Consider the following 14,442-nt stretch of genomic DNA (forward strand, 5'->3'; position numbering starts at 1 on the left):
AAGCCGCGGCTTTCACACCCCCATGACAGAAACACAACCATCATCATCCACACCTGTCGGCGCGCCGCCGCCCGGACCCATCGTCGTTTTGCGCGCGCGCTTTCCCATGGCAAGCCGCATCGGCGAGCGGATCGTGCTCGGTATCGGCCTGCTGCTTGCCAGCTCGATCCTGATTTTCGCCGGGATCGAAGTCCTGCCAGGCGATTTCGCCGAGACCTATCTCGGCCAGGCGGCAACGCCGCAGGCGATTGCCAATCTGCGCGCCGAGTTCGGCCTCGACCAGCCGCTCGTGACCCGCTACTTCGACTGGCTGATCGGCATATTGCACGGCGATTTCGGAACGTCCTGGGCGAGCGGCCAGTCCGTCAGCGGCCAGATTGCCGACCGGCTCGGCAATTCGATGCTTCTGGCTGGCGCCGCAGCCGTGATCGCCGTTCCGCTCGCCGTCGGTCTCGGACTTATCGCCGTGCTTTATCGCGACCGTCTGATAGACCGGCTGATCAACCTCGTTTCGCTCGCCGCCGTCTCGCTGCCGGAATTTTTCGTCGCCTATCTGCTGATCATGGTGTTCGTGGTCCAGCATCCGGTCGCGGCCTTCCCGGCAACGGTCTATGACAGCATGGGTCTTTGGGAGAAGCTTCAGGTGATCATCCTGCCGGTGGCGACGCTGGTGCTGGTGGTGCTCGCCCACATGATGCGGATGACGCGGGCGGCGATCATTAATGTGATGTCCTCCGCCTATATGGAAACCGCCGAGCTGAAAGGCATCGGGGCGTTGCGGGCGATCGTGAAACACGCAGCCCCCAATGCGCTGGCGCCGATCATCAATGTCGTCGCCCTCAACCTCGCCTATCTGATCGTCGGCGTGGTCGTCGTCGAGGTGGTCTTCGTCTATCCCGGCATGGGGCAGTACATGGTCGATGCGGTGACGATACGCGACCTGCCGGTGGTGCAGGGCTGCGGGCTGGTGTTCGCGTCGATCTACATTCTGCTCAACATGGTCGCCGATATCCTGTCCATTCTCGTCAATCCGCGCCTGAGGCATCCACGATGAACATAAGATCCATTCCGCTGACGGCGTGGATCGGCATGGCCGGCATCGCCATCGCCATCATCGCCGCCGTCTTTGCCCCCGCGCTTGCGCCCTACGGCGAAAACCAGGTTGTCGGAAGCCCCTGGGAACCGGCGAGCGCAGCCTTTCTGCTGGGAACCGACAATCTTGGCCGGGACCTGCTGTCGCGCATGATCTATGGCGCGCGCATGACGCTGTTCGTGTCGTTCTGCGCCACCGTTCTCGCCTTTTCACTCGGCGTTATCCTGAGCTTCGTTGCCGCCGTCATGCGCGGCATCGTCGACATGGGCCTGTCGCGCCTCAACGACCTGATGATGTCGATCCCGACGCTGATCTTCGCGCTGATCGTGCTGGCGGCGCTGCCGCAGAACCTGTTCGTGCTGATCGTCGTCATGGCGGTTCTCGATTCCACCCGCGTGTTCCGTCTGGGACGGGCACTGGCGGGCGATATCGCCGTGATGGACTTCGTCGAGGCGGCGAGATTGCGCGGCGAGAAGACGGTCTGGATCGTGTTCCGCGAAATCCTGCCGAACGCGATGACGCCGCTGCTTGCCGAATTCGGCCTGCGGCTTGCCTTCGCCGTGCTGTTCATCTCCACCCTGTCCTTCCTCGGGCTCGGCATCCAGCCGCCGACCGCCGACTGGGGCGGCATGGTCAAGGACAACAAGGACGGCATCATCTTCGGCGTGTCCGCGGCGCTGGTGCCGGGGGCCGCGATTGCCGCGCTCACCATCTCCATCAATCTCGTCGTCGACTGGCTGCTGAAACGCACATCCAGCCTGAAAGGAGGCCGCGGTGGCTGAGCTTCAAACATCGGACGAAACCCCTCTGCTTCAGGTTCGTAACCTGCAAATCGGCGCGATGGCCTATCCGCCGGGCGAACGCCCGCATCCGATCGAGATCGTCAAGGGCGTGAGCTTCACGCTGGAACGCGGCAAGGTGCTCGGCCTGATCGGCGAATCGGGCGCCGGCAAATCCACCATCGGGCTTTCGCCGCTCGCCTATGGGCGCGGCGGCGTCACCATCACCGGCGGCGAAGTGCTGCTCGATGGCGTGGATATCCTGAAGCTCGGCAAATCTGGTACGCGGGCGCTGCGCGGCGCGCGGGTCTGCTACGTCTCGCAATCGGCGGCGGCCTCGTTCAACCCGGCCCACAAGCTCGGCGATCAGGTGATCGAGGCGACCGTGCGCCACGGGTTGATGAGCCGTAGCGAGGCCCGCCAAAGAGCCGCTGAACTGTTCGACATTCTCGGTCTGCCGGACCCGGAAACCTTCGGCAACCGCTACCCCCATCAGGTGTCCGGCGGGCAGTTGCAGCGGGCGATGACGGCGATGGCGCTCTGCAGCCGCCCGGAACTGATCGTCTTCGACGAGCCGACAACGGCGCTCGACGTCACCACCCAGATCGACGTTCTGGCCGCGATCAAGACTGCGATCGCCAGGACCGGAACCGCCGCGCTCTACATCACCCATGATCTCGCGGTTGTGGCCCAGGTCGCCGACGACATCATGGTGCTGCGCAATGGCGAGACCGTGGAATATGGCAGCGTTGAAAAGATCATCGAAAACCCCGATGCCGAATACACCCGCGAACTGGTGAATGTCCGCGCGATCCGCCACGAAGAGGCCGCCGACCAGTCCGACCGCTTCTTCGAGATGAACAACATCTCGGCCTCCTATGGCACCATGCCGGTGCTGTTTGATGTGTCGCTGCATGTTCCGAAGGGACAGACGCTTGCCATTGTCGGCGAGTCCGGCTCGGGCAAATCGACGCTTGCGCGGGTCGCCACCGGGCTTCTGCCGCCGACAGCCGGTAGCGTGCGTTTCAATGGAAAAGACCTGCCGCCGGCGCTGAAGAACCGCAGCCGCGAGGAGCTGCGGCAGCTTCAGCTGATCTACCAGATGGCCGACACCGCCATGAACCCGCGCCAGACCGTCGGCGGCATCATCGGCCGGGCGGTGACCTTCTACGAGGGTCTGCGCGGTTCGGCCCGCCGCAGTCGCGTCAACGAGTTGCTCGAGCAGATCGAAATGGGCAGCGGCTTTTACGACCGTTACCCCGCCGAGCTTTCCGGCGGCCAGAAGCAGCGCGTGGCGATTGCCCGCGCGCTGGCCGCGCGGCCGGAGCTGATCATCTGCGATGAGCCGACCTCCGCGCTCGACCCGCTGGTGGCCGACGGCATTTTGAAACTGCTCTTGCAGCTTCAGAAGGAAAAGCAGCTGTCCTACATCTTCATCACCCACGACATCGCCATTGTCCGGGCGATTGCCGACAGCGTTGCGGTGATGCATCAGGGCAAATTGGTCCGTTTCGGCCCCAAGGCGGAGGCGCTGTCTCCGCCCTTCGACGACTATACCGATCTGCTGCTGAAATCCGTGCCTGAAATGAAGATCGGCTGGCTGGAAGAGGTCCTTGCCAGCCGCAGGACTTCCAGCGCCGGCAACTGACATTCCGGCCGGGCCGCCCCTCCGGCCCGCGCCCCTTACCGACAGAACCGAATACGAAAAGGTCAAAACCATGGCGAAACAAGGTTTTACGACGTCCGAGGACCAGTGGATCACGCTCAAGGACGGCACGCGGCTGGCAACGCGAATCTGGATGCCGGACGGCGCGGCTGACAAGCCGGTGCCAACCGTGCTGGAATATCTGCCCTACCGCAAGCGCGGCGGAACCGACCCGCGCGACGAATCCACCTATCCGGTCTTCGCCGCGGCCGGCATTGCCGGCGTGCGGGTCGATATCCGTGGTTCGGGCGAATCCGAAGGGGTCATCGACGGCGAATATACCCCGCGCGAACTCTCCGATGCCTGCGAAATCCTCGAATGGATCGCCGCCCAGCCCTGGTCGAACGGCAATGTCGGCATGATGGGCATTTCCTGGGGCGGGTTCAACTGCCTGCAGGTGGCCGCCCTCAAGCCGCCGCAGCTGAAGGCCGTGATCTCGATCGCCTCGACCGTCGACCGCTACAATGACGATATTCACTACAAGAACGGCACGCATCTGTCCGCGCAACTTTCCTGGGCGGGCACGATGCTGGCCTATCAGTCGCGCATGCCGGATATCGATCTGGTCGGCGACCGCTGGAAGGACATGTGGCTGGAGCGGCTGGAAGGCCAGCCCTTCTTCATGGAGGAATGGCTTGCCCATCAGCGCCGCGACGATTTCTGGAAGCACGGCTCGATCTGCGAGGATTTCGACGGGTTCCCGGTTCCCGCACTGGTGATTGCCGGCTGGGCGGACGGCTATCGCAACACGCCGCTGAAGGCGATCGAGGGCCTCGGCGACAGGGGCAAGGCGATTATCGGCCCATGGGTGCACAAATATCCGCATTTCGCCTGGCCGAAGCCGCGCATGGACTTCCATGCCGAAGCGATCGCCTGGTGGAAACGCTGGCTGGACGATGCCGATAATGGTGCTGAACAGCTCCCGCAGATGCGCGCCTATATCCTCGACGGACCGCGCCCGGCGCTGAGGCGCGACCGCGATCCCGGCTACTGGGTCGCCAAGCAGGCCTGGGAAGCGCCAAAGACGGACACCCTGACCGTTGCCGCCGACGGCACGCTCAACGCGACCGGCGCCAGTGAGGGCACAGGCGACATCTATCTGCGTTCGCCGCTCGATACCGGCATCAGCGGCGGCGAATGGTTCACGCTGAAGCCGGACGCCGAGATTGCAGGCGATCAGCGTATCGACAATGGCGGCTCGCTCACTTTCGAGACCGCGCCGCTCGCCGAAGAGGCCGTCTATCTCGGCGCGCCGGAACTCATCGTCGATGTTGCCTGCGATGGCGACTGGGAGAACCTCGCCGTCCGCATCATCGATGTCCATCCCGATGGCACGGAAACCCGCGCCTGCTACGGCGTGTTGAACCTTGCCCACCGCGACGGCAACGAAACCCCGGCCAACATGCCGCGCGGCGAGAAGACGCGCATTGCCATGCAGCTTGACGCCATGGGCTATCGCTTCTCGCCGGGACACCGCATCAAGCTCGCGCTTTCGACGAGCTACTGGCCGATCATCCTGCCGTCACCCGAAGCGCCGGGGCTGACGATCGATACCGCCAGCATCCGCCTCGCCCTGCCGCTTCTGGGCGCGCATGAGCGCATCACCGTCGCCGAGCCGGAAAACCCAGATCCGCTGCCGCAATATGAAATGCGCCAGCCGGAGGAAACCCGCCGCTCGGTCGAAAAGGATCTGGTCACCGGCCTGACGCACTATCGCATCTACGAGGACACCGGGCTCGAAGTGCATCCCGTCAACGGCCTGCGCACGCAGGAAATCCGCAATGAGGACTGGGCTATCGACCCCAACGACCCGCTGTCGATGGCGGGCGATATCGACTGGACCATCCGGCTTGAACGCGACGGCTGGTCGGTCTCGACCAAAACCACCACGACAATGCGCTGCACGAATAAGGACTGGATCATCACAGCAAGCGTGACGGCCTTCGAAGGCGACCGCGAAATCTTCGCGAAAGCGTTCGAACAGCGCATCCCCCGCGATTTCATGTGATTTTCCTGAACACCTGAAGCTCGCAGACGCCGCCTCAAACGGGAAGTGTTGCGTCTGGCGGAGCTTTCGTGACAGGCTCGACGAAGTGCGCCGGTGCGGATCGCGCCGGCCTCCCCTGCCCTACATCGCGGTCAACGTTTTTCTATAAGTCCCTCGGCACCTAGTCTTGTGCCTATATCCAAACGTCAATCACCGGGCGTCCAAAAGAACGCCCGGTGATTCAAAGTTGAGGGCGCTAGAAACGAACCTCGAAATGATCCCCCATATCGGGATGTTCGTCGGTAACCTTGGCTTTGGCAATCTGGATTGCAAAACCAATCGAACCTTTGGTGGCCCAGACTTCGGCGAAGTCAGGGTTGAACCGGATCAGTCTGATGTCAGGATCATCGATACCTTCAAACCAGCTGGAAGCAACCGGATTCCAGAGTTCTTCAAGCTTTTCCCTGTCTTCGACCAGTTGGGACTGACCTTCCACCCGTGCATGCATTTCGCCATTGCCCGTGACGATCAGCGAACTTTCGGTCTGGCCGCCCTCAATCGCCTTCACCAGATCAGTGCCCTGCGCGGTGATAAACCAAATCACACCTTCCTTTTCACTGGGATAAGGCGACATCGGCACATGGCGCGCGGAACCGATGCCCAGCATTGCGGCGCGAACATCGTTCATTTCTTTCCAGAATTCGGATTTTGACATTTTTTCTCCTTCGGAGGGATAAACGTCTTCCGCCTGAAAAGGTTGCTGCCGAAATTGTCGAATAACAGCTTTCGCACGAACGTTTTGGACCGCGCGAAAAGCGTGACGCTTCCGCTCAGCCGCCCGAGAGCGGCAGCCGTTTTTCCGTCTTTGCATCGAAGACGTGAAGCTGCGCCAGATCGAAGGCTACGCCGACGCTGTCGCCGGGCTTCACATCGGTGCGACCGTTCAGGACCAGGGTGAAATCCTCCGCGCCATCGGCAGCGAGATAGGTGCTGGAGCCGGTGCTTTCGACGGTGGCTACCGGGAAGCTCAGCATCGCGTCATCGGCCGGAACGACGCGCAGATGCTCCGGCCGCAGGCCGACCGTGACGGAGTGGCCCTCGGGCAGACCGGTTTCGATGGCGATCGTCTGCGGTCCGCCGAGTTCGAGCGTCAGCGATTTCCCGCCCGGGCCGACGCGCGCCGATACGAAATTCATCGCCGGCGAGCCGATGAAGCCGGCGACGAACCTGTTGACGGGGCGGTCATAGAGATCGAGCGGCGCGCCCTGCTGCTCGATGATGCCGGCGCGCATGACGACGACGTGATCGGCCATGGTCATCGCCTCGATCTGGTCGTGCGTCACATAGACCGATGTCGCGCCCAGCCTGTCGTGCAGCGCGCGGATTTCCTTGCGCATCTGGACCCTCAAAGCCGCATCGAGATTGGAAAGCGGCTCATCGAACAGGAAGGCCTTGGGATGGCGGATGATCGCCCGGCTCATCGCCACGCGCTGGCGCTGGCCGCCCGACAATTCGCGCGGATAGCGGCCGAGAAGCTCTGACAGCCCGGTCGTCGCCGCGACCTCTTCGGCCGCCTTCTTCGCCTCCGCCTTGGCGACGCCGCGAATACGCAGGCTGTAGGTCAGGTTCTCCTCGACCGTCATATGCGGATAAAGCGCATAGGACTGGAACACCATCGCCAGATCGCGTTTGCGCGGCGGCACGTTGTTCATGGTCTCGCCGGCAATGGTCAGCGTGCCGCTGGAGATCTTCTCAAGGCCGGCGAGCGAGCGCAGCAGGGTCGACTTGCCGCATCCCGACGGGCCGACCAGGGCGACGAAGGTGCCCTTGGGGATGCCGAGCTCGATGTCTTTCAGGGCGTGATAGGCGCCATAATGCTTATTCACGCCTTCGAACTGGATGTGATACGTCATTTGAGGGCTCCAGAGGTGAGGCCGGACACAATACGGCGTTGCAGAAGAACGAAAATGGCGAGGATCGGCGTGACGTAGATCGTGGCGTAGGCCATGATCTTGTTCCACTCGGTGGTGTTCGGGCCCATGAAGCTGTTGAGGCCGACGCTGGCCGGCTGCAGCTCCGCGGCCTGGATCATCGACTTGGAATAGACGAACTCCCCGAAGGCCTGCATGAAGATCAGGATGGCGCTGACGAGGATGCCGTTGCGCGCCAGCGGCAGCACGATTCTGAAGAACGCGCCGATCCGGGAATTTCCATCGACCATCGCCGCCTCCTCAAGTTCGATCGGCACGCTCATGAAGGTTGCGCGGACCAGCACCACGAAGAACGGCATGCTCTTGGCCGCGATCGCCAGGATCACGGCAAAGCGCGGGAAGTCGAGCAGCCCGACCTGCGAGAAGCCGACGAAGATCGGCGTGATCATCAGCGACGCCGGCAGAACCTGCAACAGCAGGATCAGGAACAGACCGGCATCGACCCAGCCGCTGCGATAGCGGGCGAGCACATAGGCGCAACCCACGCCGAGCGCCGCAATCAGCGCGACGGAGCCGGTGGCAATCACCAGCGAGTTCCAGAGATAGCGCGCCATATTGCGGCTCGCCCAGACATCGCCATAGGTCGCCCACTGCGGATCGGAGGGCAGCAGGCGCGGCGGCGTGGCGAACATCGCCGAGCCGGTCTTCAGGCTGGTGACATACATCCAGTATAGCGGGAACAGGTAGATGACCGCCAGCATGATGGCGATGACGAGCATCAGGCGGTTGCGGGACGTATCGGTCATCCTCTCACCTCATGGCGCGTGGAGCGGACATAGACCAGCGAGGCGAACATCACGAACACGATCATGATGACCGAAACCGTCGCGCCCTTGGCGAAATCATACTGGCGGAACGACAGATCCCAGGCCCAGTACTGGGCGACATTGGACGAATTGTTGGGCCCGCCGTCGGTGATGGCGGCAAACAGGTCGAACTGCTGCAGGGTGAAGATCAGACCAAGCGCCACGACCGCGCCGATCGTCGAACGCATCATCGGAAGCGTGATGGTCCAGAAACGCTGGAAGACGTTGGCGCCGTCAAGCTCGGACGCCTCGTAGAGATCGCGCGGGATCGAGGACAGTCCGACCGAAAGCAGGATCATGTTGAACGAGGTTCCGAGCCAGATATTGGCGAGAATGACCGCCCATAGCGAATAGGAGGGGTCGGATCGCCAGTAGATATTGCCGTCCGTGATGCCGGTTGCAGTCAGAAGGAAATTGAGAACGCCGTAATCGCCCGACAGGATCCAGTTCCAGATCGCGCCGACGACGAGGCCGGGCATCACCCAGGACACCAGAAACAGGCCGCGCAGCCACGAGGCGCCCGGAAACTGCGTGCCGAAGAACAGCGCGAGCCCGAAACCGAGCATGAACTGACCGGCGATGGAGGCCGTGACGAAGACCGCCGTGTTGAGGAGAATGCCGAAGGTTTCCGGCTGGCTGAAGAGATCGATATAGTTCCGGAAGCCCACAAACGGCCGCGCGAGCTGGCCCATGCTGAACATGTCGACTTCCTGGAAGCTCATCAGTACATTGTAGAGCAGCGGCAGGCCGGACAGCAGGAACAGGAAGGCGAGCGGCACGGCCACCAGCGTGATGTCGAAGCCGCGACCATCGGTCAGGCTGGAAAGGATGCGTTTCATATCTCCTCCGGCGTTGCCCGTAAAACCATCCGCCCCGCCGAAGCAGCGCGGATGGTCTCTCCGGGAGGAAAGGGTCCGGCGGCGCCTGCCAAGGGTCAGGGCCGCCGTCAGGCGAAGATTACCGGTCCGGGACGGCGGAAATCTTCTGGGCGGCCTGGTCCAGCGCGGCCTGCGGGTCCATCTGGCCCGTCAGCGTGGCCTGGATAGCGTCCTGGATCGCCTTGGAGATTTTCGGCCATTGCGGATGCGGGCCGCGCGGCTTGGCGTATTTCAACTGCTCCACGAAGGTCGCCAGCGCCGCGTCCTTCAGCTCATTGCCGGTCGGCGGGATTGCGATGTCGGAACGGGCCGGAATCTGGCCGTAGTTTTCGAACATCTTGTCATCCTGCGAGACGAAATATTCCAGCACCTCGAAGGCTTCTTCCGGATGCTCGGTGCTGGAGAAAATCGCCCAGTTATAGTCGCCCATGGCCGAGGACCGTTCGGCGCCCTCTTCCGGCACGGGCAGCAGCGCCACGCCCCAGTCGAAATCGGCATCCGCGAGCATGCGGTCGATTTCCCACGGGCCCGAGATGGCCATCGCGGCATTGCCGGCGTTGAAGGTCGCCGTTGCGTTCCACTGGCTGTTGGTCAGCGTATCGGGAGAAGCGAGCTTCTCGTCCATGATCTCTTTCCACGTCGCCAGCGCCTCAACCGCGCCTTCGGTGTTGATGTTGTCATAGGTCGCACCGCCCATCTGCGCCCATGGCAGGAACTGGAAGGTGCCTTCCTCGTTCGCCTTGGCCGAGAAGGCCAGACCATAGATGTTGTTTTCCGGATCGGTCAGCGTGCGGGCCGTCTCGACAAGCTCGTCCCAGGTCTCCGGTGGCTGGTCGGGATCGAGACCGTGCTCGCGAAACATGTCCTTGTTGTAGTAGAGCGCGATCGTGTTGGTGGCCTTCGGCACGGCATAGTACTTGCCGTCCCAGGTCGCCGATTCCAGCGGGCCGGGGAAGTAGTTGTCGGCATTGATGACATCCGAGTTTTCGATCATGTCGGTGAGATCGAGAAACGCGTCGCGCGAGGCGAACATCGCCGTATTCGGATTGTCGATCGCGATGATGTCGGGCGCGTTGCCCGTCGCATAGGCGCGCATGGCCTCGCTCACCACGTCATCGAACTGGATCTCGCGATACTCGACATGAATGCCGTTATCGAGATCGTTGAACTCCTTCACCAGATTGGGGGCAGGCTGGATATCCTTGTCCAGCGACCAGACGGTGATCGTCGTATCTTCGGCATAGGCGGCAACGGCAAAGGCCGATACGCCGGCAAGCGCGACGGCGCCTGCCATAAGGGTCTTGCGAATTGTCATTTTCTCTCCTCCTTTTGATAATGCGCGTCATACCGGCTCCCACGGCCGGAGAAGACGGCTATTGCGGATCGACGATGAATTCGCCGCCCCGGCAATTCTTCAGGTGGTTCAGCGCGTGAACCTGCCCCGTCATTTCCAGCTCATCGCGATAGACCGGGTCGTGCCAGCCCTCGATGTCGATCGATCCGGACCAGCCGGCGAGCCGCAGCTCGGAGATCACATCCGTCCAGTTGGTGTCGCCGAAACCCGGCGAGCGCATGAAGACGAAGGGATGCTTGCCGAAAACGCCATGCTCGCGGATCACCTCCCAGCGGATAGTGGCGTCCTTGCCATGCACGTGAAAGAATTTGTGCGCCCATTTGCGGATCTGCGGCAGCGGATCGATGAGATAGACCATCTGGTGGCAGGGCTCCCATTCGAGCCCGATATTGTCGTCCGGCGTCTCGTTGAACATCAGTTCCCAGGCGTCGGGATTGTGGGCGATGTTCCAGTCGCCGGTTTGCCAGTTGCCGTCCATGGCGCAGTTTTCGAAGGCGATCTTCACGCCCTTGTCGGCCGCGCGCTTGGCAAGCTCGCTCCAGATCTCGCGGTAGCGCGGCAGGCTGTCCGTCAGCGGCTTGTTGCGGATGCGGCCGGTAAAGCCGGCAACGCAGGTCGCGCCGAAATGGTGGGCGTTGTCGATGCAGTCCTTCCAGCCCTGCAGCGTGTCGCGATCGATATCGGTGGTCTCAAGCGGATTTCCGAACATGCCGAGCGTCGAGATCGTGATATCGCGGTCGCCGATGGCCTCGCGGCAGCGCTTGCCGAGTTCGGCGAGGTCCTGGCCGCGGGTGGACTGCCAGAAGAACGGCTCGAAGCTTTCGAAGCCCATATCGGCGATCTTGGCGATGCGTTCGGCCGCGCCGCCTTCCGTCGCCTTGATCATGGTGCCGATGCGGATCGCTTTTGCGGGATTGGTCACGAATTCATTCCTTTACTTGCAAATCGACGGGAAGGCCGGTGCGCGCGCTTTCGATCGCACCCATGACCATTGCTAGGCTCTTGATATTGTCATCGCTTGCCGTTTCCGGGCGGGTCCCGTTCAGCACCGCCCGGACGAAATCGATCATCACGCTGGCGTGGCCATGAACCTCGCCCTCAGCGGGAACCGGCGGCATGTCGAGCGCCGTGAAACCGTTCAGAAGTCCCGGTTCGTGGCCGGCGATGGTGACATCGAAATCGCTGTCGCCATCCCAGGTGATCATTCCGCGCGAACCGACCAGCCGCCAGCGCCCTTCCCAGCTTGTCGGGCGGCCTTCCGCGCACCACGAGCCGCGATAGGTCAGAACCGCATCGCCGGAGAGACGATAGATCGCATTCGCCGCCGCGCCATGGGTATACCAGGAGCCGGCCGGATTGGTCTCGACGCAGTAGACGGAGAGCGGCGTCGCGCCGGACACGAAGCGCGCCGCATCCAGCGTGTGGATGGCCATATCGAGCAGCAGCACATTGTCCATTGCCTCCCGGAAACCGCCGAAATGCGGGCCGAGGAAAAAGTCGCAGTGGACGCCGGTGAGGTCTCCGATCAAGCCGTCCGCAACCGCGCGGCGCAACCGGCGGATGCCCGGAATGAAGCGCCGGTTCTGGACGATGGCGTGGATCTTCCCGGTTTCCGCCGCAAGCCGCACCAGATCGCGCGCCTCTTCCAGGGATGCCGCAAGCGGCTTTTCGCTCAGCACATGGCAACCATGGCTGAGGCCGGTCGCGGCAACGGAATGGCGCGCGGCGGGAATAACCACGTCGAACAGGATGTCGGCATCGCAACGCTGTAACGTATCGGCCAGATCCGTGCCGATGATGATATCGCCGAGATCGAATTCGGCCGCCAGCGCTTCGGCGGTGGCGCGGTCCAGATCGACGAGACCCACGAGATCGATCGCGTCGCGAAGCTCTTCATTTGCCTGCAGCGCGCGAAGCCAGCCCTTGGCCATAGCTCCGCATCCGCACAGGACGGCTTTCATTTTCACGTATTTCCTCCCTTTCGGGCGGCTATTTCCTTCTCCAGTCCGCCCGTAAACGTTTACGGTACTATGAACGGGTCAATGAATATGTCAATAGATTTTCCGTAATCGTTTACGAAAAGAATCGTGGAGAAACGCCGATGGCCGGCATTCGCCAGCTCGCCGATCATCTCAATATTTCCATCGGCACGGTGTCGCGCGCCCTGAATGGTAAGCCAGACGTCAATTCCGAGACCCGTCGCCGCGTTCTCGAAGCGGCCGAAAAGCTGGGCTATGTCGCCAATCAGGCCGGACGCGCCTTGCGCCAGGGCAAGACCGGCATTGTCGGTTTCATGATGGAGACCGATCCGGAGACCACCCGCTACGGCGATCTGTTCTTCACCAGCGTGTTCGATGGCGTGCAAAGCGTATTGTCGCGTCACCAGCTCGATCTCGTGACCCTGCTCTGCTCCTCCAGCGAAGAACCGGACGCCTATCTCGACCGTATCGTCGCGCGTGGCTTCGCCGATGCCATCATCCTGTCCGGCACGCGGCGGCACGATCCCCGCTTCGAGCTTCTGGCGCGGCGCAAGATCCCGTTCATACCGCTCGGCCGCAGCCTGACCGATGTTGGCCAGCCCTGGATCGACCTCGATTTCGAAGGCATGGCGGAAACGGCGGTCAACCGCCTCGTCGCGAGCGGGCACCGCCGCATCGGCATCATCTGGCCGCACGGGGATTACAACCTCGCCTATATCTTCGTCGACCGGATCCGCGAGACGCTGGCGCATCACGGCCTGTCCCTGCCCGACGCCTATATTTTCAAGGGGCCGCCAAACGAGGATGGCGGATACCGGATCGCCAGGGACATCAAGGCATGCGCGGAGCCGCCGACGGCGATCGTGCTCGTCAACGAGGCCACTGTTATGGGGCTTTACCGGGGGCTGTCGGAAGTCGGCCTGAAGCCCGGCAAAGATCTCGCCATCATCGGCCGGCACAGCCCCCAGGCGAAGTTTCTGTCGCCAAGCCTCACCTCATTCGACCTGTCGCTGCGCGATCTCGGCATTGCCCTGGCCGAAACCCTGCTCGGCTCAATGCCCGCCTATCGCGACTTCTACCCCGACATCGTCAGCCGCCGTATCTGGCCGATGACGCTGGTGGAAGGCGAAAGCGGCTGACGGCCCGGTTATTGCCATAGTCGTTCAGCGCGGCCCGCAAGGCTTCACGCCGAAGCCAAACGACGCTGATGTCAATGCAGATCGTGCTTGTAGATGAACTTCGGCATGCTCCAGCCCAACCTGAGAGCGAGTAACCGGACACAGAGACCAATGCCCAGGGCAAGCATCAGAACAAGGTTGTGATCGAGCCCCAACCGCCCTCCGCCGGCAAAGATCGCAACGGTAATAACCGAGACGGTGGCATAGAGTTCTGCCCGGAACAGCAGCGGGACATCGTTGCACAGAATGTCCCGCAACACGCCGCCAATGCAGCCGGTGATCATTCCTGCGGCGATCACGACAAGAAATGGCTGACCAAGTCCGATCGCGATATTGCTGCCGATAATGCTGAAAACAACGAGCCCGACCGCGTCCAGAAAGAGAAAGAGCCGGTGCAGCTTGTGCATGTGCCGCGCAACGATGATCGTCAGGATCGCAGCGCCGCCCGTTACCAGAAGAAGCTCCGGAGAGCCCACCCATGAAAGCGGATGATGATCCAGAACCAGGTCCCGGACCGAGCCTCCGCCGAGCCCGGTGACACAGGCCAGAAGGATCACGCCGACCCAGTCCATGCTGCGCCGCCCGGCCGCAAGCGCGGCCGTCATGGCTTCAGCGGCAAGGGCGACAAGGTATATGATGTGCAGAAGATAAAGCGTCGTCGGATCGGTAATCATGGCGGCACTCCCGAAAAT

General features: G+C 62.3%; 13 protein-coding genes. 5 read left to right on the forward strand and 8 right to left on the reverse strand.

Annotated features, from left to right (window positions below; all coding sequences use genetic code 11):
• Window positions 1-22: 22 nt before the first annotated feature.
• From V6767_RS02670 to V6767_RS02685, 4 genes are all read left to right on the forward strand, one after another.
• Window positions 23-1,054, forward strand: coding sequence for an ABC transporter permease (locus V6767_RS02670; protein WP_448472000.1), 1,032 nt, complete (start codon window positions 23-25; stop codon window positions 1,052-1,054).
• Window positions 1,051-1,875, forward strand: a complete 825-nt coding sequence (locus V6767_RS02675) for an ABC transporter permease (protein WP_448472001.1) — start codon at window positions 1,051-1,053, stop codon at window positions 1,873-1,875. The genes V6767_RS02670 and V6767_RS02675 overlap by 4 nt, the downstream gene beginning before the upstream one ends.
• Window positions 1,876-1,933: 58 nt before the next feature.
• Window positions 1,934-3,520, forward strand: a complete 1,587-nt coding sequence (locus V6767_RS02680) for an ABC transporter ATP-binding protein (RefSeq protein ID WP_448472122.1) — start codon at window positions 1,934-1,936, stop codon at window positions 3,518-3,520.
• 70 nt (window positions 3,521-3,590) lie between these two features.
• Window positions 3,591-5,585 carry a CocE/NonD family hydrolase gene (locus V6767_RS02685; RefSeq protein WP_448472002.1) on the forward strand — a complete coding sequence of 665 codons (1,995 nt, stop codon included), beginning with the start codon at window positions 3,591-3,593 and terminating at the stop codon, window positions 5,583-5,585.
• 235 nt (window positions 5,586-5,820) lie between these two features.
• On the opposite strand, the gene V6767_RS02690 is transcribed toward V6767_RS02685, so the two are convergent.
• The 7 genes from V6767_RS02690 to V6767_RS02720 form a co-directional block, all read right to left on the reverse strand.
• A complete protein-coding gene (locus V6767_RS02690) occupies window positions 5,821-6,279 on the reverse strand; it encodes a pyridoxamine 5'-phosphate oxidase family protein (protein WP_448472003.1) in 459 nt (152 codons plus the stop codon).
• Between the two features lie 115 nt (window positions 6,280-6,394).
• Window positions 6,395-7,477, reverse strand: coding sequence for an ABC transporter ATP-binding protein (locus tag V6767_RS02695; RefSeq protein WP_448472004.1), 1,083 nt, complete (start codon window positions 7,475-7,477; stop codon window positions 6,395-6,397).
• Window positions 7,474-8,301: a carbohydrate ABC transporter permease gene (locus tag V6767_RS02700; RefSeq protein WP_448472005.1), complete on the reverse strand. Its 828-nt coding sequence runs from the start codon at window positions 8,299-8,301 to the stop codon at window positions 7,474-7,476. Before V6767_RS02700 ends, V6767_RS02695 begins: the two co-directional genes overlap by 4 nt.
• A complete protein-coding gene (locus V6767_RS02705; RefSeq protein ID WP_448472006.1) occupies window positions 8,298-9,200 on the reverse strand; it encodes a carbohydrate ABC transporter permease in 903 nt (300 codons plus the stop codon). The genes V6767_RS02700 and V6767_RS02705 overlap by 4 nt, the downstream gene beginning before the upstream one ends.
• 118 nt (window positions 9,201-9,318) lie before the next feature.
• Window positions 9,319-10,554 carry an ABC transporter substrate-binding protein gene (locus tag V6767_RS02710; RefSeq protein WP_448472007.1) on the reverse strand — a complete coding sequence of 412 codons (1,236 nt, stop codon included), beginning with the start codon at window positions 10,552-10,554 and terminating at the stop codon, window positions 9,319-9,321.
• 58 nt (window positions 10,555-10,612) lie between these two features.
• Entirely contained in the window at window positions 10,613-11,515 is a 903-nt protein-coding gene (locus V6767_RS02715; protein ID WP_448472008.1) for a sugar phosphate isomerase/epimerase family protein, read from the reverse strand.
• Between the two features lie 4 nt (window positions 11,516-11,519).
• Complete coding sequence (locus V6767_RS02720; protein WP_448472009.1) at window positions 11,520-12,560, reverse strand: Gfo/Idh/MocA family protein; 1,041 nt, start codon at window positions 12,558-12,560, stop codon at window positions 11,520-11,522.
• 134 nt (window positions 12,561-12,694) lie between these two features.
• On the opposite strand from V6767_RS02720, the gene V6767_RS02725 reads away from it, so the two are divergent.
• A complete protein-coding gene (locus V6767_RS02725; protein WP_448472010.1) occupies window positions 12,695-13,711 on the forward strand; it encodes a LacI family DNA-binding transcriptional regulator in 1,017 nt (338 codons plus the stop codon).
• A 71-nt stretch (window positions 13,712-13,782) separates the two neighbouring features.
• On the opposite strand, the gene V6767_RS02730 is transcribed toward V6767_RS02725, so the two are convergent.
• Window positions 13,783-14,424: a trimeric intracellular cation channel family protein gene (locus V6767_RS02730; RefSeq protein ID WP_448472011.1), complete on the reverse strand. Its 642-nt coding sequence runs from the start codon at window positions 14,422-14,424 to the stop codon at window positions 13,783-13,785.
• Window positions 14,425-14,442: the final 18 nt, after the last annotated feature.

The sequence above is a fragment of the Martelella sp. FLE1502 genome (assembly GCF_053484255.1).